This window comes from Opitutaceae bacterium, from assembly GCA_015075305.1.
Lineage (GTDB): Bacteria > Verrucomicrobiota > Verrucomicrobiia > Opitutales > Opitutaceae > UBA6669.
The window spans coordinates 77,972-103,917 of the sequence record JABTUS010000002.1; the positions used below are offsets into that span (position 1 = coordinate 77,972).

The following is a 25,946-nucleotide window of genomic DNA, read 5'->3' on the forward strand; positions in this document are numbered from 1 at the left end:
GATCATGCGGATCCCGTTCCGAGCCGGGCATGATTCGATGGAAAATGAACTCATGGGTGCAAAAACGCTATGCGCCTTCGCGCCACTGGAGGCGAAGATCGCGTGCGACGGTGCACGCGTCCCGCCATGTGTCGCCGAAGCAGCTCAGGCGATAGGCGGGCGCAGCGTGGCCGAGCTCAGGCACGACGAGCACGGGGAAATCGCCCGACGCCTGGCGCAAGTGGCCGAGCAGCGACCGCGTGTAGGCGAGCCAGTGTCGATATTCGGGGGTCCGTCGACCCCGGGAATCAAGCGCGGGGAGCTGGCAATGATGTCCATTGAACGGGCGCAGGTGAAACTGTGTCGCGGCAGCCAGCAGCGCCGTTGGGTCGCGCAGCCGCTCCCAGAGCTGATCCTCGCGCAAGTGGCGCACGACGGCGAAGTGCGATTGATCCAGGCACAGCGGCAGCGGCTCGCCCGTCGCGCGCTCGAACTCGCGGCATAGCGCCAGCGTGGCCTCGGGCGTCTCGGTGAACGTATCGCGGTGTGTCTCGATCGCGAACGGCAGAGCCAGCTCGCGCGCCACGTCGCGGATGCGGACAGCCAGTTTCACCGCCTCGGCAAGGGGTGTGTCGAAGTCGCCAAGCTGCACGTCGATCGCGAGAGCACCGAGTTCAAGGGCTCCGGTGAAAGCGGGCGCAACCTTCCCCGGGGCGTCAATGCTGGTTACGGCAAGATAGCGCAGCGTGCCACGATCGGCGACCTCGGGGCGCGGCGGGGAAAAAATCCCTTCAAAGCCCGCCGTGCGCATGGTGGCGAACTTCCTCGCCCAGGACCACTCGCGCCGCGCAGTCGGATACTGGCGAAGCGACCAGGCCGATGCGAAGAGCCAGAGCGGGCGATCCGGAGACGCGGATTTCATCGGCCAGGGAGACGAAGCGCAAAAACGTCGGCGTCCTTGAGAATGAACTTCAGGCGGACAGTCTGGCCGCGAAGCGGTGTCAGGTCCGAAGTGGCCGCCCACGATACGGTGCGATCGACCGAATCGCCGACCATGACCGGACATTCCTGAAGCGTGTAGCCCGGGATGGCTTCGCCGTCAGGCGTCTGGATCTCAACCCGCAGGCCACCGGCGGCGGAGGTCGAGTAGTTGAGCGCGAGGCGCGCCCCTTCGACGACGAATGGCTTGGTCAGCATTTCGCCTCCCGCATAACCGGCGGAGACGGAAGCGAAACCGTCCAGGCGCAGCGTGTAGCGGCCGAGGTGGGCCGTGGGTTGAACGTAGTTTTGTCCGACGTAAATCGACAATTCATTCGGCCCGGTCTGCACAAGTCCCGTCGCGGGAACTCCGTTGCGCGAAACCCAGTTGCCCTTGTCGAGTCCCGGCCGGACGAAGGCCTCCATGAAGGTGCGATCGTAGCGGGTGCCGCCGCGCGTGGTCATGAAGACCGTATCGGAAACCTCGTTCGGAATATTGTGGTTGTGGCCGGTGATCGCGCGGAAGCCCTTGCCCAGCTTCTGTTCGTCCATTTCCGCGTCGGTGAGGAAACGGCGGTCGTGCACGAGGCGCATCGGTGTCGCGAGATAGATGTGCGGCGCGCGGAAGTACGGGCGCGTGTGGTTGGTGTAGAGCTCCTCGAGCGGCGTGTCGCCGAAGGTCATGCGCAGGCCCGGAGTCCAGTTGACGAGATCCTTCGACGTCGTGCGCGCGATGCTGCGGAATCCGTCGACCCGGAATTTCTGCGCGTAGTCGGTCCAGCCCGTGAACACGCGGAAATAGAGCACGTAGCACTGCTCGACCTCCGACCAGAAACCAACGTTCAGCGAATCGAAGGCGCCGTCCTTGAAGACCGGCTGGTCGCGCCACTTGCGCCACTGGAGTCCATCGGGCGACACGAGCACATAGAGCCCCTGCGGTGACTGCCCGCTGATGGCCTTGTAGCGTTCGTCGGCGGGGACGCCGGGACGGGTGTCCAAAAACGGACTGATGCTCTGCGTCCAAGGATCCTCTCTTGGAGCCGGCGCGAGCAGAATGTTGTTTTCCTTCGAGCCCTGAAACTCGACCAGGCCCAGCTTCGGCTTGGTCCAGACGATGCCATCCCGGCTTTCGGCATAACAGAAATAGGAGGTCGATTCCTCCGACTTTCCGGCGCTCGCATCGCGCGGTCCTCCGCGATAGTACATCCGGTGGATCCCGTTGTCGTGGATGATTGTCGCGTAACCCGAGGCATCCCGATCCCAGGGATCGTTGAACGGAACCGCAACGCCCGCGTAGTGCGGGTGGTGGAGTTTCAATTCCGCGCCATCAAGACGGTCTATCAGAAACCGGTCGACAAACAGCTCGAGGCGATTGCCGATGCGGAGCGGTTCGGCGGTGAGGCTGGCGATTGCACTCGCAACAGCGAGCAGTGACAGGGCGTGACGGAGCAGGTTCATGATTTCGTGGATGAATACGGGGCGGCGGGATCGATGCCGTGGGCGCGGGCGTACCAGAAGCCGAGGGAGTAGAAGGCCAGTGCGTCACCCTGGAGGACATTGAGCATCCAGCGCGTCGGCGGCGGCATGACACCTTCCGGGTCCATGAACCACTTCAAGTGTTCCTTGGAGAGGCCGTTGAAAATCCGCGCGACCCGCACGCGGGCCGCCGCGGCTACGTCAGGAGGGGCGTGGCGGGCAACGATGCTTCCGGTCAGACTCTGGCGTTCGCGGATGCCGACCCAGGCGATCGGGAGCGTGGCATTGTGCAGCAGGAACGGCGAGCGCCAGGTTGCACGGTCCTTGATGGAAAGGGGCAGCTTTTCCCAGGCGCCGGTGAGGGTGTCGACCGTGATGAAATAGTAGGCTGTCAGGTCGTCGCGCTGGCCGGTCTGGGAATACTCCCACCATGCCAGCAAGCCGCGGACGTAGCGGTCTTGTGCGGTGGGTTCGAGCTCGGCGAGGATCTCTGCGCCAATCACGATCTGGACATGAAACTGCCGGTCTTCCGTGCTGATGTAGCTCGGCCTCCCAAGACCTAACATCGTCTCGCGCGGCGTCGGGATGGCGCCGTAGTTCGCGTCGAGGCGCCGGAATTCCGCGAGGCATTCCGGCTCCTGGGTCACCTCGTAGGCCAGGCGATGCATGACAGCCCAGAGAAACATGTGGCGCTGCGCGCGCGGGTTGGACTCCTCGAGGTTCCAGGTCTCGCCGAAGTAATTGATCCGGTATCCCGCGCGCCAGCGTCGCGACACGGCGCTGAAGATCTCGCGGATGCGCTCCCGCGTCTCCGGCGGAGCAATGCGCCAGTAGCGGTAAAGGCCGAAAAGCGGACCGAAGTGCTGCTCGGTGCTCGTATGGTCGGTGGCGCGGCCGTAATAGGGTTTGCCGAAGAAACCGCCGGCGGAGCTCGCACCGCGCACGGGCGTTTCGATGATGCCGGCCTTCTGGACGGGAGCGGTGTCGGCGGATGGCGTCTCATTGAGCCGGTAAACACCGTCGACCGCGCCGAAGGCCCGGCGCGCGGCGGCGAGGGCGGCGGGATCGCGCGTGGCCTCGTAGCGATAGCACTGGGCGGCGAGAAAGAGGCCGGCGATGAACGGGCTGTTCTCGTGACTCATCCACGCATGCGGTTCGGGGCCGGCGATGGTGGAGTCGCCGGGGCCGAAGTCGGACGCAACAAAGGGCCGCTCCTCGTCCCACTTGATGTGCGAGTACATCAGGCCGGCACGATCGTAGTAATGCTCGTCCACAAAGCGGTCGATGAGCGCGATGCGCTCCGGCAGCGGCGTCTCAGGGCGCAGGCCAGCCAAGGGACCGGCGGCGACGAGGGGTGGCAGGAAGAGCGGCAGCAGACTGGTCAACGCACGGAAGCGCGATGCGAAGGCAGGGATGCAGGCTGGCTGTCCCTTAAAGACAGCGCCATGACAGCGACCCATCCAAGCCGCGTCCCTCCGGGAAACACCTGAATGCGCGGCGACGAAAATCATGGCGGGGATCAGGACCAGAGCTTGAGCTGGCGACCTTCCCAATACGACGCGATAATGCCCTCGGGCATCTCGCTGCTGAGGAAGTGGGTGAAGTAGTTCACTGCTGGCGGAATTTGCCTGCCGTCCGGATCGGAGATCCAGAGCAGGTGGCGCGGGCTGAGTTTCTTCAGTGTTGTTGCGGCAAAGTTCACTGCTTCCTCGCGCTGTTCCGGGCAGTGACGGGCAACCAGCATCGCGGTCCACTGGAAACGCGCAAGGCAGTCGGCGTACACCCATTTCGAGGCGAAGGAGAGCATGGGGTGGCCGCCAAGCCACTGCTCGCGCGGCAGACGCGGAGTCATTTCCACCGGCCGCCAGGAGCGGTCCTTGGTTGAAACAAGGAACCAGTAGAGGTAGTCCCACCGCTCCGTGTCGAAGCCCATCGGATGATCGGCCCACCACAGCGCGAGCACGCGTCGCAGCTCGGCCGCGCTGAAGAGATCGGGCACGCACTCATGGATGATGGCGGCGGAGATCGCGGCGAACTGGCAGTGCTGGATCTGCTCCCAGTGCGCGAACTCGCCCTCCTCGACACGGGCGCCGGCAATCCTGTCCCAGGCCTTCGGCTTGTAGACGCCCTTTTGGAACTGCTCGACAATGTAGTCGATGCGCCGGTGCGTCCGCCAGTTGCCGGAGGCGACGACAAACTCGTAGGCGTCGCGGTATTTTCGATCTCCGGAAAATCTGTAGGCTACGGCGACGAGAGCGGCCATGATGGCGTTGTAGTCGGAGCCATCGAGGCGGTTGTTCCAACTGCCGCCGGTCCGGTTGAAAATCGTGTAGTCCACCCGGATCTGGTAGTCCGCGACGGCGATGAACATGGCGCGGATTTCCGCCTGCTCCTCCGCTGAGGCGACGGGATGGAATGTCCACAGCCCCCACATCATGTGCAGGTACTGGTCGCCGGTCGTATGGACCGAGTACTCGAAGTGGAACGGCTTGCCCATGAAGCCCGGATTCCCCGCGTCGACACCAAACTGGTAGATGATCCGCAGCGCCCGGTACGCGACCCGCGCGGCCGCCAGTGCTTCGGGCTCGCCCGTGGCCTGGTAGCGGATGCTCTGCGCGGCGAGGTGCGAGCCGGAGGTCGTGATGGAATTCTCGTTGGTGAAAAAATCCGTGATGGCCTTGAACTTGTGACCGAAGTTGAAGCTGAACTGGTCCATGCCCTCGAAGTCCTCCTGGCGAACAACGCGCAGGCCCTCGTCAGCCACGTAAGGCATGCAAACCATGATCCCGCTGGGATGCTTGCGCGCGGCAAAGGTCAGGCGCTCGACCCGCCGGACCTTTTCCTCGACGGAAAGCCGGTCGAAGCCGGGCAGCAGGTGATCCAGCGCGGCACCGGGCCGGGTTGATGCCGCGCGAGCCGCATCCGCGGCCAAGGCACCCAGCGGCACCGCCAGCCCACCGGCGATCATCGTCTTTAGGAAATCCCGACGGGGTGTGGCAGGTGGCATGAGATCAGCGGAAAAGCAGCGAAGCTCCGCAGATGAGGCCTTGAGCAGAGAAGATGGAACCCGTGCGGAGACTGGGTTCCACCTACGATCAGGAAACGTGTGGCAGCGGACCGTTCAACTTCCCGGGCCTGGGCCGCCCGGGAAACGAAACTGTGCCGCCAGCCATTCTACCAGGTGTAACGAATGGCGAGCTTGGCGTCGAAACCGGGCTCGGTCTGGACGAGACCGTTGGCGGCGATGGCAACAATGTAACGCTCGTCGGTGATGTTGTTGAGATTGAGCTGGGCGCTCCAGTTTTTGCCCCAGGTGTAGCGTGCGAACACGTTGTAAGTGGCGGGAAAATCTATCCAGAAATTCGCATTGCGCTTCCTGCTCTGGTCGAAGTATGTGGCTCCCACGGCGCAGCCCTTGAGCAAACCGGAATTCCATCCATAGCGGACCATCAGGCTTTCCTTCTTGGGAACGAAATCCACCGCCATGAGCGTGGGATCCGCGGCGGTCGCGGAGTTGCCGTCGGCATACGTGGCAATGAGATTGAGTTCCCCGGAATCGGTCGCATGGCGCAATCCAAACTCGTACTCCCAGCCGTCAGCCATGTCGGCCGCCGACTCGATGGCGCCTATGGAACCCGGTGGATTGCCTTCGGGCAGAACTCCGAATGTGCGAACGTGCGTGAGCGACATGTCGTAGTAGGCGATCGAGCCATAGATGGAAACCGACTTGCTGACCTTGTGGTCCAGCTTGACTCCATACTCCTTCATCTTGCCTTCCTGGTTGGAGAGAGGAGGACCGAGCTGGTCATTGCCCTGGAAACGATCCGTGTTTCCAGTCTGCGTGAAGATGTTCTGCGAGTCGGTCCAATAGAGGGAAACCGCGGGAATCGGCCGGATGACAATGCCGTACTTGTGCGTCTTGAATGTCTTGTCCGGACGATCGGTGACAACACCGGTGACATTGTTCTTGTTCGTGCCGCCCGGCATGAACCAACGCAGACCGCCGACAAGCATGAGACGATCCTTCAGAAGAGACAGATTTTCCTGAAAGTAGTAGGACAGGCTCTCCGGACGATTGATGTTCTGGGAGAGGTTGGGCAGGCCGGCACCCGCTACCTTCTGCGCAAAGTAGGCGTCGTCAGCCGGATAGTTGTTGATGTTTGCCGTATCGAGCGCCGGCAGGGTGTTGACCGACTGATCCTGGCGTGTGAACTGATAGTTGGCATCCGCGCCAATCGTCGAATCGAGTGTGAAAGCCTTGGCGGTCAATTTGTGGGTGAAGTCAGCCTGCAGGCTGTGACTGAAGCCATCGATCATCACCGGGATGTCCTGACGCGCCAGGGTATGGTTGTCAGCAGTGATGGTAATGCCCCGCACATGGCGCCGGCGATCGACAAGATTGTTGAAAAAGTATGCCAGTCGAAAGTTGGCGTTCTCCGTCAGCTTGCTGAGCATTGTGAGATTCACGAAGCCATCCTGATTCTCCCAGAACCTGTCCTTGCTGCGACCCGGCGAGAAGCTCTTGGTTGAATAACGATTCAACTTTGCCGCCATCGGATTCTTGGTCGTGCCCTGGATCGTGTTGAAATCGAGGAAGTCCTCCCAGTAGAAGTAGCCATTGTCCTGGAAATAGTAGGCGTTGAGCATCACGATGACGTTCGGCCCGAAGTAACCGGTGAGGGCGCCCCCGACAAATTTCTGATCCTCATTCTCGATCTCCCTGTCCGTATCGGCATTGAGGAGCCCCAGGGTCAGGCGATAGTCGAGCTTGAAGTCCTTCTGGTCAACCAAAGGACCGGTTGTGTTGGCCTGCAGCCGGACATAACTGTTGTTCGAAAGCGTGACATGAAGATCGTTCGATCGCCTGTGGGAAGGCTGCCGGGTGACAAAATTGACGCCGCCTCCGAGAAACGAGTTGTTTCCAATGAGCATGGCGCCGGGACCCTTGATGACCTCGATGCGCTCGACGTCGAACATCGGGTTGCGCTTGAAGGAGGTCTTCGTGACTCCATCGCGCAGCGAGAAGGTCGTTCGAAATCCCCGGATGTTGACGTCATCGTTGATAGTCTGGTTCTGGGTGACGCCCGCCACGCCGAATTGAAGCACCTCGTGGACTTCAACGGCGTTTAGATCCGAGATGACCTGCTGATTGATGATCGATACAGAACCGGGAAGATCCATTACGTTCTTTGCCGTGCGGCTTCCGACCAGAGTCTTGTCGACACGATAGCCCCCGTCATCCTCCGTGGAGACAACAAAGGGGCTGAGCTCGACCGTTTCGTCTTCCGTCTTGGGGACATCAGACTGTCTTGTTGACTGCGCCGATCCAATGCCAGAAGCGGCTATTGCCGCGATTGCGCCGAGTGCACACCGATAGGCGGTGGTAATCAGGGAATTTTTCATGGTGGTAACTAAGTGGGACATGTGTGCGGATATTTGCGTGTATACGTATGTCAAATAAAAAGCGCATGTGAATCCTGATCCTTTAACCAAGGGGCCGGCCGTTGGAAAAATTGCGGGAGCCCCTCGCAGTCTCGCCCGCGGACAACTCCACAATCGGACCGCCATGCTCCCAAATAGCAGCACATCGTCAGAGGTGACAACGGTACGGGATGAGCTCACCTTGGCGAAAAGGGTTTTCCTGATGACGGGCATTCAACTCCACGCCCTGTTCAAGAAGCAGAAAGCACCGAACTCGTTTGAAAAATCGCATTTTGTCGCGTTGACAATATTATTGACATCAGACCTGTTCGAAGAATTTCTTTGTATACAATGCATTCTTACTGCGGTTAAAGATGCGCAAATCCCCCACTGTCCTCATCATCGGCTGTGGCAGCATAGGTGAACGTCACCTGCGCTGCTTCAAGAATACCGACCGCGCCAGCGTGAACGCATGCGATACCAACCCCGCCCTGCTGGCCAGAATGGCTGAGACTTATGGCGTGCCGACCAACGACAACTGGCGCGAGGCGTTCGCCGCGGGGGTGGACGCCGCGGTGATCTGCACGCCGGCACCCTTCCATGTCGAAATGGCAGCCGCCGCCCTGAATGCAGGCGCGCATGTCCTGATCGAAAAACCCCTGTCGCACTCCCTCGCGGGCATCGATGGCCTGCTCGCGGCCCGCGATCGTTGCGCACGTCACGCCACAGTGGCCTACGTGTATCACTGCCATCCCGTTCTCGCGGCAGCCCGCGAGTTCCTTCGTGGCGGCGCATTTGGGCCAATCCTCCAGGCTACCGCGGTCAGCGGCCAGGATTTTCCATTTTTTCGGCCCGCGTATGCCCAGACCTACTATCGCGACCATAGTCTCGGCGGCGGCGCGATCCAGGACGCCATCACCCACGCGGTCAACTGGGTCGAAAGCGTGCTGGGCCCGACGAGCAGTGTGCTCTGCGACTCCGCTCACCTCGCGCTTCCAGGGGTCGCGGTCGAGGACACGGTACACGTCGCCCTGCGTCACGCGGGCGGCGCATTGTCCAGCCTCACGCTCAACCAGTTTCAGGCGCCCAACGAAACGACCTACCAGTTCAACGCGTCTGGCGGGAGCGTGAAAATTGAAATGCACAGGGCCCGGTGGGGGACGTTTGCGCGCGGCGCGGCTGACTGGACCTGGCACGAGATTCCTCCCGTCGACCGCGACGGCCCCTTCATGCTTCAGGCAAACGCATTCCTCGATCTGCTCGAAGGCAAGCCTTCCCGTCTGTGCAGCCTCGAGGCGGCAATAGCCACCCTGCGCTTCAATCTCGCCGCCCTCGCCTCCTCAGCTTCCGGCCATCGCGTCGACTGCGCCTCCCTGCATGCCTGACACCGGCGCACAACCCATCAGACTCGCCATGCTCGGCATGATCCCGGGCAATGGTCATCCGTATTCGTGGTCGGCCATCATCAATGGCTACGACCGCGCCGCCATGGCGCGATGCCCCTACGCCGCGATACCGGGCTATCTGGGCGCGCAGCCGCACGACACAGTGCGAATCCCAAGCGCGCAGGTCACGCACCTGTGGACGGACGATCCGCGGGAGGCGCCGGAGGTCGCCGCCGCCTCGCTCATCCCGCACATTGTCGCGCAACCCGAGGACGTCATCGGCCAGGTCGACGCAGTCCTCATCTCAACCGATGATGGTGCCGACCACGTGCGCCGCGCGCGTCCATTTGTCGAGGCGGGTCTGCCGGTGTTCGTCGACAAGCCAATGGCGACAACGATCGAGGAGCTGCGCCAGTTCATCGCCTGGGAACGCGCGGGCGCACGCATCCTTTCCTCGAGCGGTCTGCGCTACGCACCCGAACTGGCCGGCTTCATCGCAGATCGCGCCAGCCTGGGCGATCTGCGCTGGATGTCGCTCGCAACCGCAAAAACCTGGGAGCGCTACGGCATTCACGTTCTCGAACCCGCTTTCGTCGTGCTCGGCCCGGGGTTTGAATCGGTGCGACTCGAAAGCCGCCCGGGCCTTGAAGTCGCCCACCTGGTTCACAGCAGCGGCGTGCAGGTGACCCTGCCGGTGATCCACGATGGCGGGGGAAGCTTCGGAGCGGTTCAGGCCTGCGGCACCGCCGGACTCTCGCAGTTTCGGTTCACCGACACCTACGCCGCCTTTCGCGGCCAGCTCCTCGCCTGGATCGAGTTTGTCCGCACAGGGGGATCCGCGTATCCATTCGCCCATACGATCGAGATGATGTGCGTCATCATCGCAGGCATCCGCAGCCGTGCGGAAAACTCCCGCCGCGTCGCGATCGACGAAATCCAGGAACTTCTTTGAAACACATGAAACCCAGACCCAGCCGCGTCCTGCGGCTCATTCGAAGCGGCCAGCTGCCGACCGTGTTCAAGTGCAACCTGTCCGATCCCCGTGTCATGGAGATCATCGGGCTGAGCGATGTCGACGCCGTGTGGCTGGACAACGAGCATGTGCCGAACGACTGGATCACCCTCGAGAACCAGATCCGCGCCTCGCGTCTCCACGATATGGATACACTCGTGCGCGTCGGCCGCGGGAGCTACAGCGACTACATCCGGCCCCTCGAGGCGGGTGCAACCGGCATCATCGTGCCGCATGTCGCCAATGAGAAGGAGGCGCGGCAGATCGTCGAATGGGTGCGTTTCCATCCGATCGGGAAACGGGCCCTCGATGGCGGCAATGTCGACGGTAACTTCTGCCTCACCTCCATGGACGACTACATTCGGGCGTCCAACGAGGAGCGCATCGTGATCCTCCAGATCGAATCCCCCGAGGCGCTCGCCGAGGTGGATCACATCGCCGCCGTGCCGGGATTCGACGCCCTGCTGTTCGGTCCGGGCGACTTCAGCCATCGGATCGGGCGCGTGGGCCATCTTGACGATCCGGTCGTTGTCGACGCACGGAAACGCGTCGCCGCGGCAGCGGTTAAGCACGGAAAGTTCGCGATGACCGCAGGTCTGATTGCTCCGCTTCCCGAACTCGTCGCCGAGGGCTACCGGCTTATCGGCATCGGTGCCGATGTTGTCACGCTCGCAAACGGCATCAAGGACCGCCTGAAGAACGTGCGCGGTCAGATCGCTGCACTTCCACCGACCCTGAAGCCTCCCGCGTCCCCCTATGCCTGAAGTCCCGTCCTTTTCCCTTCGGGGCAAAGTGATCGTGCAGTTCGGCGGCACGGGCCTGCTCGGACGTGCGCTCGTGCAGGCGCTGGCCGCGGCCGACGCCACCACAATTGTCGCCTCCCGCAACCGTGCCTCGCTTGAGTCGCTCGCCGAGGCCCAGCGCACCGCGGGTCGCAGCGTCGCGATCGAGGAGGTCGACATCACCGCCGAGTCCTCCCTTCAGGCCCTGCGCGACCGTGTGCTCGGGGCGCACGGCCGGGTCGACGGCATCGTCTTTAATGCGGTGACGCGCGCAATGAAGGGCTACGACGACAGCCTCGCGTCCTGGGAGGCCTCCATGGCCACGAACGCGACAGGCTTTTTCTCCACGGTGCGCGTGTTCGGCGACGCCATGGCCGCGCGAAAAAGCGGCAGCATCGTGAACATTTCCTCGATGATGGGCATGGTGGGCATGAATCCGCATCTCTACACCGGCATCTCGGGCGCGCCTCCGCCCGATTACTTATTCCACAAGGCCGGCATGATCAACCTCACGCGCTACCTCGCCTCCCACTATGGGGCATCCGGCGTGCGCGTGAATGCGGTGTCCCCCGGCGGAATCTACAACCCGGACAAGCCACAGGCCCCGGAGTTTCTCTCCCGCTACGCCCCGCAGACCATGCTCGGGCGCATGGCCCATGCGGAGGAGATCGGCGGCGCGGTCGTTTTTCTCCTCAGCGATGCATCGACCTACATCACCGGTGCAAACCTGCCCGTCGACGGTGGATACACCGCAAAATAGCGTGGCACGGGCTTCCAGCCCGCGATTCCCACCCACACAGGATGAAATCCTGTGCCGCCACCACATTCTCCCAAACAACTCCCGGTGGAATCGCCCCCCGTTTTCGTTCAAGAAACCAACAACCCAAAACCATGACCCCCGACACCCTCGCCAAGGAAGTCAGTCCGCGCGTTCGCGGGCTTTTCCTGAAAAATCTCGCGGATTTCCAGACGGAGCTCGCGCGCATTCATGCCGGCTTTGTTCCGGGCCTCGCGGTCTGGGAGCACCGCAAGGAGGCTCCCGTCTTCATTTTCCGCTCGATGCGTCGCGTGCAGGACCTGCGCAGCCGCGGCCGCGAACTGGGTGTCTCCTTCGCGGAGATGCACCTGAGCCAGGGCGTCGCCGGCCGCGAGCTGCTCGACAAACTCGCCGGGGCCCCCAACACGGCGGATGTGTTTCAGACGGCGATGATCGATGTTCCCTCAGCGCTCGTCGCTGCAATCGACGAATACCTGAAGCGCAACGACAACATCTACGACCTTCCCAGCATTCCCCTGCTCGAGTCTGATCGCGAAGAGCTGAAGGCCATGCGACAGTGGGCCGAGGCGGCGCTGCCTGTTCTCGCGGAAAAGACCGGCGAGTCCCCCACCGCTTCCTTTCGGCGGGAGGTGGCCGCACTCTGCGCCGGCCTGGGTGACACGCTCGTGCACCAGACCGCCCGCGCCGTCCCGGCCCTGCGCACCGGACGCAGGATCGGGCGGCTGCCGCTCGCGGACTCAAGGCTTCCCTTGGGATTCCGCCTGCTCGAGTTCGGACCGGATCCCATGCCGCAGGACAACACCTACAAGCATCGCGAGCGCTATCACGCCGTCAATTTCCTGCAGGAGGTGCAGGCAGCAGACTCCTGTGCATCCACGCTCTTCGACGCTCCCGACATGCCGTGGGATTTTCTTTTCGATCTCAGCCGGCACTTCTGGGACGAGACCCGTCATTCGCTTTTCGGCGAAAAGAAGCTGCGTGAGCTCGGCTCAAGCGCGGCTGAGGCCGGACTTTCGAGCAAGGCCTACTCACTCCGCCAGACGCTCGCGCCCCACGATCGCTACGCCGCGCTGACGACGCAGGAGGCTGATGCATTTCCGGGCAAACACATAGGCCTGAAGGACTCGATCGAGAACAATGACAGTGTCAGCGCGATGGCATGGAGCTACGACATTTCCGACGAAACCCAGCACGTCCGCTTCGGCACCAAGTGGCTCCCTGTCATGATCGAGAAGATGGGCGAGCCGCGCAGTGTTGACCAGGTCAAGGCCGACGCCTGCGGCTGGAGGGAAAGCGTGCTCGCCCAGGTTTACAAACCCGCCGCCGACAGCTTCGCGAAGCGGCGCTGACGCGCGAAACTGTCGCGTCGTTCCCTCTGCCTCTTCCTCCGCGTGCTCCGCGGCTCCGCGTGAAATCTTTCCGATCTCCGACTTCTGCATTCCACCTTCCCATTGATCCTCAAGATGACTGCGGGCTGGAAGCCCGAGCCACCCTTCTCTCGCTCTGTGCCCCGCGTGGACACCTTTCCGGCGCTGTTTCGCGACACGCGTTCCCTGGTCACGACGGAGCGTGCCCCTCCAGTGTTGCTGGCATCCCCCTCCAGCAATCGCCCCTTCAGTAATCGACAAGTCCGCGTGAGATGCCGAACTGCAGTCCGCGCAGTTCGGACAACCCGCGGAGGCGCCCGATCAGCGGATATCCGGGGCACGCCGGGGCCGGGCGCTTGAAATCGTCGAGCATCACATGGCCGTGGTCCGGCCGGAAAGCCAGCTGCCAGTCGGCGCGGCCCTCGCGCTGCCGGACGGCCTGCTCCTCCAGCAGCGCACGCACAATCTCATACATGTCCACGCCGCCACCCAGATGGGTCGCCTCCATAAAAACCCCGTTCTCCCGCACCTCGACGCTGCGCAGGTGAACGGCGTGGATGCGCGGACCAAATCGCTTCACGATCCCGGCTAGGTCATTGTCCGCACGCACGCCCAGCGAACCCGAGCAGTAGCAGATGCCGTGCGCCGGTGACGGATCCATCGCAATGATCTCCGCCAGGTCATGCTCGGTGGAAACAATGCGCGGCAGGCCTAGGACCGAAAACGGCGGGTCGTCGGGGTGAATCGCCAGCCGCACCCCGGCCTCCTCGGCGACCGGAGCCACCGCATTCAGGAAGTGTCTCAGATTCTCCCTCAGCCGGGCTGCATCGATCTGCGCGTAGGGTTCCAGCAGGGCCCGCAGGTCCCCGATGTCCAGGTTGAGCTGCACGCCGGGAAAAAGATTGAGCGTCTGCCGCGTGAACGCCTCCCGGTCCGCATCACTCAGCCCCTCCCAGAAAACCCTGGCCTTATCGACCTGCTCGCCGGTGAACGAGGACTCCGCGCCCGGCCTGCTCAGCGCGAAAAGATCGAAGGCGGCGAACTTCACCGGATCGTAGAGCAGAGACTCCGCACCGTCCGGCAACCGGTGATGCAGATCCGTGCGCACCCAGTCGAGCACCGGCATGAAATTGTACACGACCACGGAAACACCGGCGGCCCCAAGGCTGCGCAGGCTGGCTGTGTAGTTCTCGATGTGACGCTCATACCCGCCGGTGCGCGTCTTGATCGACTCATGAACCGGAAGCGACTCCACAACCCGCCACTCCAGGCCCGCGGCGGCGATCGCCGCCCGGCGCTTCTCGATCGCGTCCGCGCTCCACGCCTCGCCACAGGGGATCTCGTGCAGCGAGGAGAACACCGCCGTTGCGCCCGTCTGCCTGATCTCCTCGAGGCTGACGCTGTCCGCCGGCCCGAACCAGCGCATCGATTCCGCCATCAGGTTTTTCGTCATGTGGAGAGCGCAGGCTGTTGCACCTTCGCCGAAGAAGTCGGGAGTCTTGCGTATTCAGTCGCTCACTACACGCCCGAGAAGCACGAGAATCCGCCGTCGACGGGAATCACGGTGCCCGTGACAAAGGCGGAGGCGTCGCTGAGGAGGAAATGGATCGCGCCATGGAGCTCCCTCGCCTCGCCAAAGCGCTTGAACGGCGTCTTCGCCAGGACGGTCTGTCCGCGCGCCGTCGGCGTGCCGTCCTCATTGAGCAGAAGCCGGCGGTTCTGGTCGGCGATGAAGAACCCGGGCGCGATCGCGTTCACGCGCAAACCACCGCCGAACTTGGACGCAAGCTCCACCGCCAGCCACTTCGTGAAATTGTCGACCGCCGCCTTCGCGTTGGAATACCCCACCACGCGGGTCAGCGCCTGGCTCGCCGCCATCGAGGAGAAATTGACGATGTTGCCCGCCTTCTGCGACGCAAAGGCCTTGGCGAAGACCAGCGAGGGAAGAACCGTGCCGTCGAGATTCAGCCCGAGCACCTGGCGGTAGGCGGCGACATCGAGATCGAGGAAGGTCTGCGTGGGCAGGATGACCGCACCCGGCTGGTTGCCTCCCGCCGCATTGACCAGCGCATCGATCCGACCGAACGTCGCAACCACCTCATCACGCACCTTCTCCAGCTCCGCGCGGTTCAGCACATCGCAGGAAAAGCCGGCCGTCTTTCCCGGGAGCCCGCGGGTGTCGCTCAGCGCCTTGTCGAGGCGCGTCTTGTCCCGGCCAAGGAACACCACGTTCGCCCCCTGCGCGGCGAGATAACGCGCCGCGGATCCGGCGAGCACGCCCGTGGCGCCGGTGACAACGATCACGCGGCCCGCAATGTCGAAGAGAGAGGTGGAGGATGGGGAGGAAGTGGACATCGCCCCTGTCATACCATCCTCGCGTAAATTGATAAGCCCAGAATTCTGGCGCGTTAAACGTTTCCCTCGCCGGACTCACTCCATGGCTCGCCAAAGACCGCGAAACTATTCGCTTCTGAACCAATTTCCCGTGCGATCGTCTTCTTGCTTGGCTGGCGTTTATCCTCTTCCTTCACCCTTTCCCGTTTCCCGTTTCCCACCCATCAGACTCAATCCACCCTCATGAGCTATCGCCTCTATCGCACCCCCCATGGCAACTTCGTGCAGACGGAGAATGACACGCGCAAACTCGGTGCATCGTTCAACCTCGATGCGCTGTTCACCGCCGACAATCCCGTCACCTTGCTAAAGGAGCTTGTCGCGAAAGCGGAAAAAGTACCGGCCCTGCCCGCGGGCTCCCCTCTGCTGGCTCCCCTGGGAAACCAGGAGATCTGGGCCGCCGGAGTCACCTACCTGCGGAGCCGGACCGCGCGCATGGAGGAGTCGAAGGTCGCCGGCGGCGATTCGTTCTACGACAAGGTCTACCAGGCCGTGCGGCCCGAACTTTTCTTCAAGGCCACGCCCCATCGCGTCGCGGCGCCCGGCACGCCCGTGCGCATACGCGGCGACTCGCGGTGGAACGTGCCCGAACCGGAGCTGACGCTCGCCCTCAATTCCGCAGGCAGGATCTTCGGCTACACTGTCGGGAACGACATGAGCTCGCGCGACATCGAGGGCGAAAACCCACTGTATCTTCCGCAGGCGAAGGTTTACGACCGCTCCGCCGCGATCGGACCCTGCCTGCTCGTCACGGAGCACGAGCTGCCGCGGGAAACGAAGATAGAAATCGACATCCGCCGCGGTGCCGAATCCGCGTTCTCGGGCCAGACGAGCATCAGCCAGATCAAGCGCTCATTCACCGAGCTCGCCGAGTTTCTTTTCCGCGACAACGCCTTCCCTTCGGGCTGTCTGCTCATGACCGGAACCGGCATCGTGCCGGGCGACCACTTCACCCTCCAGCCCAAGGATGAGATCCGCATCACCATCGCGCCCATCGGCACACTGATCAATCCCGTGGGCTGAGAACGATTCCTTCTTTTTCATCACCCGCATGACACTTCACGGCCAGCACCTGATCGCCAGCGCCCGCACGCGCGCCGGTTCACTCACGTTTCACGGCGTCAACGCATCCACCCAGGCGAACCTCGAACCCGCCTACACCGAGGCGACGACCCAGGAAATCGGCAGCGCTTGCAGGGCTGCGGAGCAGGCCTTTCCTTCATTTTCAAACTCGACCGGCGGGGAGCGCGCCGCGTTTCTGGAGGCGATTGCCGCCGAGATCGAGGCATTGGGGGACGACCTGCTGCAGCGGGCTCACCAGGAAACCGGCCTGCCCCTGCCACGACTCACCGGCGAACGTGCACGCACCTGCGCGCAACTGCGCCTGTTCGCAACCGTTGCCCGGGAGGGCAGCTGGGTCGACGCGCGCATCGATCCCGCCCAGCCGGATCGCAAGCCCCTGCCCCGCCCCGACGTGCGCCGCATGCTGCGTCCGCTCGGGCCCGTGGGCGTGTTTGGCGCGAGCAATTTCCCGCTCGCGTTCTCGGTCGGGGGAGGCGACACCGCATCCGCCTTCGCCACTGGCAACACGGTTGTCGTGAAGGCGCATCCCGCGCACCCGGGGACCTCCGAAATGGTCGCAGAGGCGATCACGCGCGCGGTCGCCCGATGCCAACTGCCGCCCGGAGTCTTTTCAATCATCCACGGACGCCAGCCGGTAACCAGCGTCGCACTCGTCCGGCATCCCTCCATTCAGGCTGTCGGCTTTACGGGTTCCCGCACCGCCGGCCGCGCGCTGTTCGATGCGGCCTGCACGCGTCCGCGTCCGATCCCGGTCTTTTCGGAAATGAGCAGCGTCAATCCGGTCTTCGTGCTGCCCGCGGCGCTGCGCGAGAACGGCGCTGCGATCGCCGAGGGACTCAAAAATTCCTTCACCCTCGGCGTTGGCCAGTTCTGCACAAAGCCCGGCCTGGTTTTCGGAATCGCCTCGCCTGAATGGGAGACTTTTGTCGACACCCTGGGAAAGAGCGCGAAATCCGCCGCGCGAGGAACGATGCTCCACTCCGGAATCGCCACGGCATTCGAACACAGTCTCGACGAACTGAAAAAATACACCTGGGTCGTGCGCGAAGGCAACGCCGTGGCGCGGGTGTCGGCGGACCAATTTCGCACCGATCCGGATCTCGCCAAGGAGCGCTTCGGCCCGTTCACACTCGTGGTCACCGCCAAGTCATTCGAGGATCTGACCACCATCGCAGCAAACCTGGAGGGACAGCTCACGGGCACCATTCACGCGAGTGGATCCGATCTGCCTCAGGCGGCGACGCTCGTGAGCCTCCTCGAGCGCATCGCCGGCCGCGTGCTGATCAACGGCTTTCCCACCGGCGTCGAGGTGTGCCACGCCATGAATCACGGGGGCCCCTACCCCGCCAGCACCGATGCCCGCTTCACTTCCGTGGGCTCTGCCGCGCTGCTTCGTTTCGTGCGTCCGGTCTGCTACCAGGATTTGCCCGACTCGCTCCGCCCCGACGCCCTGAAGGACGCCAATCCGCTCGGTCTCCTCCGCCTTGTGAACGGCAAACCAACACACGAAGCCGTCAAACCGGCCTGACTTCCGCGACCCCATGCCAGCTGATCCGCTTTTCGATTCCGGCAATGATGAGATCTATCGCCTGCGCACAACCGCGCCAGGCCCGACGGGCAGCCTGCCACTGGACGGTCCGCAACTGGCCGCCATGCCGAGCGGCGATCTCTTCGGCTGGACGCAGAACGCGGGCATGGGATGGAATCCGGCCCGGCTGCTCGGCCGGGAGTTTCTCATCCTGAGCACCCAGGGCGGAATCCGCGCGCCCGACGGCCGACCGATCGCGCTCGGGTTTCACACGGGACACTGGGAGGTCGGACTGCTCATGGAGGAGGCGGCGCGCGTTTTCTCCGCGTCCGGGGCGATTCCCTTCGCCGCGTACTGCAGCGATCCGTGCGACGGCCGGACCAACGGAACCGTCGGCATGCTCGACAGCCTCGCCTACCGGAACGACGCCGCGACTGTATTGAGACGTCTGATACGCTCGCTGCCCACGCGCCGCGGCGTGATGGGCGTGGCCACCTGCGACAAGGGGCTTCCCGCCATGCTGATGGCCCTCGCGGGAACGCACGCGCTGCCGACGATTCTCGTGCCCGGCGGAGTCACCCTGCTCGCCGAGGGGGCCGAGGACACCGGGCTGGTCCAGACGCTGGCGACACGGTATGCGCGAGGTGAAATCTCCCTCGAGCACGCCGCCAACATGGGATGCCGCGCCTGCGGCTCGCCAGGCGGCGGCTGCCAGTTCATGGGCACGGCGGCCACCAGCCAGGTCGTCGCCGAGGCTCTCGGGCTCACCCTCCCCCACGGCGCGCTGAATCCGTCCGGCGCGGAGATCTGGCGCGATCTCGCCCGGCGCTCGGCGCTCGCCCTGATGCAGCTCGAAAAGGCGCGTACGACGACCCGTGACATTCTCACCGACGACTCGATCCACAACGCCATGACGGCCCATGCCGCGATCGGAGGATCGACGAACCTGGTCCTGCACGTGCCCGCAATCGCGCACGCCGCCGGACTGTCGCGCCCGACTGTTCACGACTGGATCCGGATCAACCGGTCCGTTCCCCGCCTGGTCGACGTTCTGCCCAACGGACCGAAACACTACGCGACCGTGCAGGTGTTTCTCGCCGGCGGGGTGCCCGAGGTGATGCTCCATCTTCGCGACGCAGGCCTGCTCAGGCTCGATGCGCGAACCGTGACCGGCCTGCCGCTCGGCGAGAACCTCCTGTGGTGGGAAAAATCCGAGCGCCGCCGGCGCCTGCGCGATCTGCTCCACAAGCTCGACGGCATCGATCCCGATCATGTCATCATGAATCCGGCCACAGCACGCAGCCGCGGGTTGAGCAGCACGATCACTTTCCTGCGCGGCAACCTCGCTCCGGAGGGCGCGCTCGTGAAAAGCACGGCGATAGCGCCCGAGCTGCTCGGCGCGGACGGCGTGTTTCGCCACGAGGGCCCGGCGCGCATCTTCACAACCGAGGCCGCCGCCATCGCCGCCGTCAAGGCCGGCACCGTGGTGGCCGGCGACGTCATGGTGCTGGTGGGCATCGGCCCCGGCATCGGCATGCCGGAAACCTACCAGGTCACCGCCGCGCTCAAGTACACGAAGCACGGCGGGAACATCGCGCTCATCACCGACGGGCGCTTCTCCGGAGTTTCGACCGGCGCCTGCATTGGACACATCAGCCCGGAAGCCTGGGCCGGCGGCCCGATTGGAAAACTGCGCGAAGGCGATCGCATCCGACTGATCATCGACACGCGCTCCCTTGAAGGCAGCGTCGATGTCGTCTCGCTGGACGCGGCCGCCTTCAATGCACGCACGCGCCACCCCGACTTGAAACCGGATTCACGCGTGCCCGCCGACACGCGCCTGTGGGCGGCGCTGCAGAACGCAAGCGGAGGAAGCTGGGGCGGGAGCGTCTACGACGCCGACAGGATCGCCACGCTGCTCGAACGCGCGCTCGAGGCCGAAAAGCTCGCCCGGTGACCGCTCGCTTCCGCTACCAAGAGCGGGCGGTGTCATCCAGCATCTGCTGGAGCATGGGGAACCTGATTTCGCCGTAGTTCAGCGCATAGCGCAGTTTTCCGTCCCGAAAAACCCAGGTCGTGGGAGTCCAGGTGACGGGGAATCCCATGAAGGTCCTCATCATGTCCTCCTGCCTGCGCGAGCCGTTGGGATGCAGGAGAAGCTGAAAGTTCGCCTGCTTTCCAAGACCGTGACGAGCGAGCAGATCACGGCCGTCCTCGGTGTTCCAGATGGTCACAAAAACAAAATGCACCTTCGGGTTCGACGCGACAAAGCTGCTCCAGGCTCCATCTGCCAGTTCAGCGGCGCAGTTTGAACACCACGGCGCCCAGAAATGCACCACAGTGACATCCTGTGAATGCGAAATTTCCGAAACCTGATTTTCGATCGGCAACCAGGCCGATTTTCCGGCGCGCAAGTCAAGGCCGGGGATCAGGAATAGCAGGGCAAGCAACAACCGATTCATGCCCGGATCATAGCTGGAGAGACTGAAAATCACCAACTGATTTCAACAGATGCGCCAATTCAGAAGCGTTTGCATTCGATGTCGCCCATTCCGCGTTTTGCCCTTGCCCGGCATGCATCGGCGGTTGCACTCAACGTCCTTCCCGCATGTCCGAACCATCCGTCACCGCGCCCCTCGCACCTCCTTCCACCTCCAAGGCTCCCAATCCGGAGCATGTTCTGCGTGTGTCCCAGGAGCTCGGCATCAAGGTGTTCCAGGTTGCCGCAACCGCACAGCTCTTTTCCGAGGGAGCCACCGTGCCGTTCATCGCCCGCTACCGCAAGGAGGCGACAGGTGAACTGGACGAGGTGCAGGTTACCGCCGTGCGCGACCGGCTCGAACAAATGGCGCAACTCGACGAACGCAGGGCGGCCATTCTTGCGTCGCTCAAGGAGCGCAACCTGCTCACCCCCGATCTGGAAAAAGCGATCGTTGCGGCCCAGACGCTCACCGCGCTTGAGGACATTTATCTCCCCTTCCGACCGAAGAAGCGCACGCGGGCGACGATCGCGCGGGAGAAGGGGCTCGAACCTCTCGCGGATCTCATACTGGCGCAGGATCCGGCGACGGATCCCATCGCCGCCGCACAGGCCTGCGTCGGGCGGGAGTACACTCCGGACGATGGGAAAAAAGTGGCGGCAACGATAGGTTCCGTTGAGGAGGCGCTGTCCGGCGCGCGCGACATCATCGCAGAGCGGATGAGCGATGACAAGGATGCCCGCGCCCGCCTGCGCGCACGTTTTCAGACCGATGCAGTCATTTCGTCGAAGGTCGTCACGGGCAAGGAAGCCTCTCCCGAGGCGGCCAAGTTCAAGGACTATTTCGACTGGTCGGAGCCGCTCGCCAAAGCCCCGAGCCACCGTGTTCTCGCCATGCGCCGCGGAGAAAAGGAGCTCTTCCTCATGATGCGCATCGCGCTTCCCGACGAAACGGGCGCGCTTTCCGACCTCGATGCGCTTTTTGTCAAGAGAGCGCCTGGAACAAATCCCGCGGCTGAGAAAACCTGCGCCGGCCAGGTGCGGCTCGCCATTGCGGACGCCTACAAGCGGCTGCTCGCACCCGCCTTGGAAACTGAAATGCGGCTCGACTCGAAAAAGCGCGCCGACGAGGCCGCAATCAAGGTCTTCACCGACAACCTTCGGGAACTGCTGCTCGCCGCTCCGCTCGGACAAAAGACCGTCATGGCGATCGACCCAGGGTTTCGCACCGGCTGCAAGATCGTGATGCTCGACCGACAGGGAAAGCTGCTGCACAACGACGTTGTTTTTCCTGATCGGCACGCAGTCGAGGCCTCCGAAAAAATCAAGGGGTTCATCGAGTTCTTCAAGATCGAGGCCATCGCGATCGGAAACGGCACCGCCGGGCGCGAAACCGAGGCGTTTGTCCGCGAGCTTGGCCTGCCAGCGTCGATTCCCGTCGTCATGGTGAACGAGTCGGGCGCATCGATCTACTCGGCGAGCGAGGTGGCCCGCGAGGAGTTTCCAGATCATGATCTGACGGTGCGCGGATCCGTCTCCATCGGCCGCCGCCTGATGGATCCACTGGCGGAACTCGTGAAGCTCGATCCAAAGTCAATCGGCGTCGGACAGTACCAGCACGACGTCGATCAACCCGCGCTCAAGCGGTCGCTCGACGACACCGTCATAAGCTGCGTGAACGGCGTGGGTGTCGAACTCAACACCGCGTCGAAGCAACTGCTGAGCTACGTGTCAGGCCTCAACGCCTCGGTCGCCTCAGCGATCGTCGCGCGGCGCAACGAGCATGGTCCGTTCAAGACGCGCGCAGAGCTGCGCGAGGTGCCGCGGCTCGGGCCGAAGGCCTACGAGCAGGCCGCCGGATTTCTGCGCATTCGCGACGCATCCCATCCGCTCGACGCGAGCGGCGTGCATCCTGAACGTTATCCTCTTGTCGAAAAGATGGCCGCGGATCTCGGCTGCTCGGTGGCGGACCTGGTCCGCGATTCCAAGCTCCGCTCCAGAGTCAGGCTCGATGACTACGTCTCCGCCGACGTCGGCCTGCCGACGCTCAACGACATCATGGCGGAGCTGGCAAAGCCGGGTCGGGATCCACGTCAGAAATTCGAAGCCTTCGCCTTCGATTCCAGCGTGCACAAGCCCGAGGATCTCAAGCCAGGCATGCGACTGCCCGGCATCGTCACCAATGTCACGGCATTCGGCGCCTTCGTCGACATCGGCGTTCACCAGGACGGACTCGTGCACGTCAGCCAGCTGGCGGACACCTTTGTCAAGGATCCTGGCGCGGTCGTGAAGCCCCAGCAGAAGGTTTCCGTGACCGTGCTGGAGGTGGATCTGGCCCGCAACCGCATCGCGCTCTCGCTCAAGAGCAACCCGCAGATCGCGGGCCGCAGCGCATCAGCGGGATTCTCCCCGCGGTCAGGCACGGCGCCCAGCGCCGCAACCGGACCGCGCGGCAGGACCTCCGCGCCGGCACCGCGCCCCGATTCCAATGCGTCGCTTGCCGGCGACTGGTTCAGCGCCGCGTTGAACAAGAAACGCTGAGAGGGCGCGACGGAGTGCTCCCCTTCATGTGGCGAGGACTGGATCCCTCCGCATGCCGAGTATGCGCGTAAAACGCTTTCCCCGGCCGAAAATCCAGCGGCCCGGCTATCCCCAAGCCAGACACTTGAGTCCGGGCACGCGCTGAAACTCCCGCAGATTCGCAGTCAGTAGCGTCGCCGCACGGCTTCGCACCTGGCCTGCGATCAGTTGATCCAAGGGCCCGATCGGCCTGCCGGCGGACTCAAGGTGTGCGCGGATTTCCCCGTAGTGCCGGGCGGCTTCGTCGTCAAAGGGAACCACCTCGAAAAGCTCAAGAAACGCGGTGAGCGTCCTGCGATGCCTGTCGGGATCCTGCGACTTGCAAACTCCGGCCCACAGTTCTGCCACAACGATGGACGACAACCTGCATTGCGGGTACCCGGGCAGCCTTAGCCCTCGCACTTTTCCGCGCAGGAGATCGATGCAGACATTCGTGTCGAGGAAAGTGAGCATCCTACCAGGTCAAATCCCTCTGCTGTTCCGAGCGAGGCTGGTCCCTGCCAGGGAAATCCGCGCCCAATTTCGCCATGTATTTCGCGACATCCCGGAGCGAACGAAGCCGCCTCCCGCGCATGGGCCGCAGCACCACCTCTTCGCCCCTTTTTTCCAAGAACACCTCGCCGCCCTCGAAGCGGAACTCCCTGGGCAGTCGCACCGCCTGGCTGCCTCCATGCCTGAAAAGCCTGGCTGTCTTCATATCTACACCGATGTAGCTACGTGTGACCGTTGTCAATTGAAACGGCGTCCACGGCACGCCACCGATGCGCCCTTGTGCCGCTCCTTCAGGGCTCAAATTTGCGACCCGGCTCGAAACCCAGGTCGGTGCCATGGGCTGCAATATTGCGCGCCTTCAGCGCATACTCTTCCATCCATCCTACCCTTCCGTTGGAGGGGAATGCTTTGTCATGCCTTGGGTTCGCACGTTGCACCACACCGCCGGCTATTTCGCCAATCAATCCATCGGATCGCAACGCAACGCAGCGCCGTTTGGAATTCCGATCGCACTGCTCATCGATCCGGTCACGACGGAGCGTGCCCCTCCAATGGATGGAATGATCCGCGAAGCCAGAAATCCAAACTCCACCATACTCTCCCCCTCCCGTTCACATCCGTGCAGTCCGTGGTCAAACGGATCGAACGACGGCGGCACCGCCTCCCATCTTTTCCCTCGGCAGAAGCGTTTTCTTGCCGTTTCCTCGGGCGTCTTACCCATGAAAATCCTCTTCGTAACTCCCGAGGTCGAACCGTTTGTCAAGGTGGGCGGCCTGGCCGACATGGTCGGCGCGCTGCCCAAGGACCTTGCGGCCGCGGGACATGACGTGCGCGTGGTCTGCCCGCTCTATGGATCGGTCAAACGCATCGGTTCATGGACCCCTCATGTGCAGCCGCTCGGCATCGACGTGGGGGATGCCGCGGTGTGGGCGCGCACCTGGGAAACTCATCTGCCGGGAACGACCGTGCCGGTCTATTTCCTGGAAAACGACCACTACTACGGCCGCGGCGGCGTCTACGGCGACGCCGAGGGCGCCTACAGCGACAACGATCTTCGCTTCATCATTCTCGCCCGGGCCTCGCTCACGCTCTGCCTCCAGATGGACTGGATTCCGGATGTTGTCCATGCCCACGACTGGACCACGGGATTTGTGCCTGTGATGTTGAACACCGTGCTGCGGAATTCCGCGCTCAAGGACACCGCCTCCGTCTTCACGGTCCACAACCTCGAATATCAGGGGCACGCCCATCGCCGCGCCCTGAAGTTCTCCCATGTGCCCGAATCAGAATTTCATCCCGAGAGCCTGGAGGCCCTCGGCGCGGTCAATCCCCTGAAGGCGGGGCTCTATCACGCCACAAAGATCACGACGGTAAGCCCCACCTACGCGCGGGAGATCCGCACTCCGGAGGGCGGTTTCGGCCTGGATCCAGTGCTGCGTTTCCGCGGCGCGGACCTCATCGGCATCCTCAATGGAATCGATGATGTGAGCTGGAATCCCGCCACGGACAAGGCGCTTCCGGCCAACTTCTCCATGGACTCCCTGGCGGGAAAGGCGGTCTGCAAGACCGCCCTTCAAACGAGACTCGAACTCGACGCGGGTTCCCGGGCGCCGCTATACGGCGTGGTCGCGCGGCTCGCCTCGCAGAAGGGACTGGATCTGCTGGCGGACGCGCTTCCGAAGGTGATGTCGGAAATGGATGTGCAGGTGGCGCTTCTGGGTTCAGGCGACAACGCGCTCGAGACGGCTTTCCGCACGCTCGCGCTGCGCTACCCAGGGCGGATCGGGGTACACATCGGGTTCGACGGCTCGCTCGCGAGATTGATCCAGGCCGGAGCAGATTTCTTTGTCATGCCCAGTCGCGCCGAGCCGTGCGGACTCACCCAGATGTACGCCATGCGTTACGGAGCGCCGCCGATCGTCCGCTCGACCGGGGGACTCATCGACACCGTGGAAAACTACAACGAGAAAACCGGCGCAGGCACCGGGTTCCGCTTCGATGCGGCGAATGCCAGCGCCCTCGCCAACACGATGGGCTGGGCCTGCTCAACCTACTACGACCGCCCCGCGCACTACGCGGCGCTTCAGCGCACCGGCATGAGCCGCGACTTCAGCTGGAAACAGTCCGCATCCCGCTACATCGATGTCTATCGCTGGGCCGTTCAGCAACGCACCGGACGTCCGCTTGATTCCATACACTGATTCCATCCACT

20 protein-coding genes are annotated in these 25,946 nt (G+C 63.3%); 10 read left to right on the forward strand and 10 right to left on the reverse strand.

Annotation, left to right across the window (positions count from 1 at the left end; translation table 11 throughout):
• Window positions 1-67: 67 nt before the first annotated feature.
• The 5 genes from HS122_04870 to HS122_04890 all read right to left on the reverse strand — a co-directional run bounded on the left by HS122_04870 (window position 68) and on the right by HS122_04890 (window position 7,836).
• Complete coding sequence (locus HS122_04870; protein ID MBE7537723.1) at window positions 68-901, reverse strand: hypothetical protein; 834 nt, start codon at window positions 899-901, stop codon at window positions 68-70.
• Window positions 898-2,415 (reverse strand): hypothetical protein, encoded by a 1,518-nt coding sequence (locus HS122_04875; GenBank protein ID MBE7537724.1) that lies wholly within the window; start codon window positions 2,413-2,415, stop codon window positions 898-900. The genes HS122_04870 and HS122_04875 overlap by 4 nt, the downstream gene beginning before the upstream one ends.
• Complete coding sequence (locus HS122_04880) at window positions 2,412-3,944, reverse strand: hypothetical protein (GenBank protein ID MBE7537725.1); 1,533 nt, start codon at window positions 3,942-3,944, stop codon at window positions 2,412-2,414. The genes HS122_04875 and HS122_04880 overlap by 4 nt, the downstream gene beginning before the upstream one ends.
• 8 nt (window positions 3,945-3,952) lie before the next feature.
• Window positions 3,953-5,440, reverse strand: a complete 1,488-nt coding sequence (locus tag HS122_04885; GenBank protein MBE7537726.1) for a hypothetical protein — start codon at window positions 5,438-5,440, stop codon at window positions 3,953-3,955.
• 167 nt (window positions 5,441-5,607) lie between these two features.
• Window positions 5,608-7,836, reverse strand: coding sequence for a TonB-dependent receptor (locus HS122_04890; protein ID MBE7537727.1), 2,229 nt, complete (start codon window positions 7,834-7,836; stop codon window positions 5,608-5,610).
• Between the two features lie 392 nt (window positions 7,837-8,228).
• On the opposite strand from HS122_04890, the gene HS122_04895 reads away from it, so the two are divergent.
• The 5 genes from HS122_04895 to HS122_04915 all read left to right on the forward strand — a co-directional run bounded on the left by HS122_04895 (window position 8,229) and on the right by HS122_04915 (window position 13,160).
• Window positions 8,229-9,239 (forward strand): Gfo/Idh/MocA family oxidoreductase, encoded by a 1,011-nt coding sequence (locus tag HS122_04895; GenBank protein MBE7537728.1) that lies wholly within the window; start codon window positions 8,229-8,231, stop codon window positions 9,237-9,239.
• A complete protein-coding gene (locus HS122_04900) occupies window positions 9,232-10,191 on the forward strand; it encodes a Gfo/Idh/MocA family oxidoreductase (GenBank protein ID MBE7537729.1) in 960 nt (319 codons plus the stop codon). The genes HS122_04895 and HS122_04900 overlap by 8 nt, the downstream gene beginning before the upstream one ends.
• A gap of 5 nt (window positions 10,192-10,196) precedes the next feature.
• A complete protein-coding gene (locus HS122_04905) occupies window positions 10,197-11,015 on the forward strand; it encodes an aldolase (GenBank protein MBE7537730.1) in 819 nt (272 codons plus the stop codon).
• The gene (locus tag HS122_04910) at window positions 11,008-11,793 is read left to right on the forward strand and encodes an SDR family oxidoreductase (protein ID MBE7537731.1); all 786 of its coding nucleotides are present in this window, start codon (window positions 11,008-11,010) and stop codon (window positions 11,791-11,793) included. The genes HS122_04905 and HS122_04910 overlap by 8 nt, the downstream gene beginning before the upstream one ends.
• 131 nt (window positions 11,794-11,924) lie before the next feature.
• Window positions 11,925-13,160 (forward strand): hypothetical protein, encoded by a 1,236-nt coding sequence (locus tag HS122_04915; GenBank protein MBE7537732.1) that lies wholly within the window; start codon window positions 11,925-11,927, stop codon window positions 13,158-13,160.
• 265 nt (window positions 13,161-13,425) lie between these two features.
• Here HS122_04915 and uxuA read toward each other — a convergent pair whose 3' ends face one another.
• Together uxuA and HS122_04925 are read right to left on the reverse strand one after the other, a co-directional pair.
• Complete coding sequence (uxuA, locus tag HS122_04920; GenBank protein MBE7537733.1) at window positions 13,426-14,604, reverse strand: mannonate dehydratase; 1,179 nt, start codon at window positions 14,602-14,604, stop codon at window positions 13,426-13,428.
• Between the two features lie 92 nt (window positions 14,605-14,696).
• Window positions 14,697-15,533 (reverse strand): SDR family oxidoreductase, encoded by an 837-nt coding sequence (locus tag HS122_04925; protein ID MBE7537734.1) that lies wholly within the window; start codon window positions 15,531-15,533, stop codon window positions 14,697-14,699.
• Window positions 15,534-15,755: 222 nt separating this feature from the next.
• Here HS122_04925 and HS122_04930 point away from each other — a divergent pair, with 222 nt between their 5' ends.
• From HS122_04930 to HS122_04940, 3 genes are read left to right on the forward strand one after another with little or no spacing between them, the layout of a single operon-like run.
• The gene (locus HS122_04930) at window positions 15,756-16,595 is read left to right on the forward strand and encodes a fumarylacetoacetate hydrolase family protein (GenBank protein MBE7537735.1); all 840 of its coding nucleotides are present in this window, start codon (window positions 15,756-15,758) and stop codon (window positions 16,593-16,595) included.
• Between the two features lie 28 nt (window positions 16,596-16,623).
• Window positions 16,624-18,183 carry an aldehyde dehydrogenase (NADP(+)) gene (locus HS122_04935; protein ID MBE7537736.1) on the forward strand — a complete coding sequence of 520 codons (1,560 nt, stop codon included), beginning with the start codon at window positions 16,624-16,626 and terminating at the stop codon, window positions 18,181-18,183.
• 13 nt (window positions 18,184-18,196) lie between these two features.
• Window positions 18,197-20,140: a YjhG/YagF family D-xylonate dehydratase gene (locus HS122_04940; GenBank protein MBE7537737.1), complete on the forward strand. Its 1,944-nt coding sequence runs from the start codon at window positions 18,197-18,199 to the stop codon at window positions 20,138-20,140.
• A gap of 13 nt (window positions 20,141-20,153) precedes the next feature.
• Here HS122_04940 and HS122_04945 read toward each other — a convergent pair whose 3' ends face one another.
• Window positions 20,154-20,645, reverse strand: a complete 492-nt coding sequence (locus HS122_04945) for a thioredoxin fold domain-containing protein (GenBank protein MBE7537738.1) — start codon at window positions 20,643-20,645, stop codon at window positions 20,154-20,156.
• Between the two features lie 146 nt (window positions 20,646-20,791).
• Here HS122_04945 and HS122_04950 point away from each other — a divergent pair, with 146 nt between their 5' ends.
• The gene (locus HS122_04950) at window positions 20,792-23,203 is read left to right on the forward strand and encodes an RNA-binding transcriptional accessory protein (protein MBE7537739.1); all 2,412 of its coding nucleotides are present in this window, start codon (window positions 20,792-20,794) and stop codon (window positions 23,201-23,203) included.
• Window positions 23,204-23,308: 105 nt separating this feature from the next.
• On the opposite strand, the gene HS122_04955 is transcribed toward HS122_04950, so the two are convergent.
• Together HS122_04955 and HS122_04960 are read right to left on the reverse strand one after the other, a co-directional pair.
• Window positions 23,309-23,695, reverse strand: a complete 387-nt coding sequence (locus HS122_04955) for a type II toxin-antitoxin system VapC family toxin (GenBank protein MBE7537740.1) — start codon at window positions 23,693-23,695, stop codon at window positions 23,309-23,311.
• A 1-nt stretch (window position 23,696) separates the two neighbouring features.
• Window positions 23,697-23,939 (reverse strand): AbrB/MazE/SpoVT family DNA-binding domain-containing protein, encoded by a 243-nt coding sequence (locus tag HS122_04960; protein ID MBE7537741.1) that lies wholly within the window; start codon window positions 23,937-23,939, stop codon window positions 23,697-23,699.
• A gap of 514 nt (window positions 23,940-24,453) precedes the next feature.
• Between HS122_04960 and glgA the strand changes: the two genes are divergently transcribed.
• Window positions 24,454-25,935, forward strand: a complete 1,482-nt coding sequence (gene glgA / locus HS122_04965) for a glycogen synthase GlgA (GenBank protein MBE7537742.1) — start codon at window positions 24,454-24,456, stop codon at window positions 25,933-25,935.
• Window positions 25,936-25,946: the final 11 nt, after the last annotated feature.

Excerpts from the sequence above, each read along its gene's own strand:
- HS122_04870 (MBE7537723.1), bottom strand. The coding sequence starts at position 901 with ATGAAATCCGCGTCTCCGGATCGCCCGCTCTGGCTCTTCGCATCGGCC.
- HS122_04875 (MBE7537724.1), bottom strand. The coding sequence starts at position 2,415 with ATGAACCTGCTCCGTCACGCCCTGTCACTGCTCGCTGTTGCGAGTGCA.
- HS122_04880 (MBE7537725.1), bottom strand. The coding sequence starts at position 3,944 with ATGATTTTCGTCGCCGCGCATTCAGGTGTTTCCCGGAGGGACGCGGCT.
- HS122_04885 (MBE7537726.1), bottom strand. The coding sequence starts at position 5,440 with ATGCCACCTGCCACACCCCGTCGGGATTTCCTAAAGACGATGATCGCC.
- HS122_04890 (MBE7537727.1), bottom strand. The coding sequence starts at position 7,836 with ATGAAAAATTCCCTGATTACCACCGCCTATCGGTGTGCACTCGGCGCA.
- HS122_04895 (MBE7537728.1), top strand. The coding sequence starts at position 8,229 with ATGCGCAAATCCCCCACTGTCCTCATCATCGGCTGTGGCAGCATAGGT.
- HS122_04900 (MBE7537729.1), top strand. The coding sequence starts at position 9,232 with ATGCCTGACACCGGCGCACAACCCATCAGACTCGCCATGCTCGGCATG.
- HS122_04905 (MBE7537730.1), top strand. The coding sequence starts at position 10,197 with ATGAAACCCAGACCCAGCCGCGTCCTGCGGCTCATTCGAAGCGGCCAG.
- HS122_04910 (MBE7537731.1), top strand. The coding sequence starts at position 11,008 with ATGCCTGAAGTCCCGTCCTTTTCCCTTCGGGGCAAAGTGATCGTGCAG.
- HS122_04915 (MBE7537732.1), top strand. The coding sequence starts at position 11,925 with ATGACCCCCGACACCCTCGCCAAGGAAGTCAGTCCGCGCGTTCGCGGG.
- uxuA (MBE7537733.1), bottom strand. The coding sequence starts at position 14,604 with ATGCGCTGGTTCGGGCCGGCGGACAGCGTCAGCCTCGAGGAGATCAGG.
- HS122_04925 (MBE7537734.1), bottom strand. The coding sequence starts at position 15,533 with ATGTCCACTTCCTCCCCATCCTCCACCTCTCTCTTCGACATTGCGGGC.
- HS122_04930 (MBE7537735.1), top strand. The coding sequence starts at position 15,756 with ATGAGCTATCGCCTCTATCGCACCCCCCATGGCAACTTCGTGCAGACG.
- HS122_04935 (MBE7537736.1), top strand. The coding sequence starts at position 16,624 with ATGACACTTCACGGCCAGCACCTGATCGCCAGCGCCCGCACGCGCGCC.
- HS122_04940 (MBE7537737.1), top strand. The coding sequence starts at position 18,197 with ATGCCAGCTGATCCGCTTTTCGATTCCGGCAATGATGAGATCTATCGC.
- HS122_04945 (MBE7537738.1), bottom strand. The coding sequence starts at position 20,645 with ATGAATCGGTTGTTGCTTGCCCTGCTATTCCTGATCCCCGGCCTTGAC.
- HS122_04950 (MBE7537739.1), top strand. The coding sequence starts at position 20,792 with ATGTCCGAACCATCCGTCACCGCGCCCCTCGCACCTCCTTCCACCTCC.
- HS122_04955 (MBE7537740.1), bottom strand. The coding sequence starts at position 23,695 with ATGCTCACTTTCCTCGACACGAATGTCTGCATCGATCTCCTGCGCGGA.
- HS122_04960 (MBE7537741.1), bottom strand. The coding sequence starts at position 23,939 with ATGAAGACAGCCAGGCTTTTCAGGCATGGAGGCAGCCAGGCGGTGCGA.
- glgA (MBE7537742.1), top strand. The coding sequence starts at position 24,454 with ATGAAAATCCTCTTCGTAACTCCCGAGGTCGAACCGTTTGTCAAGGTG.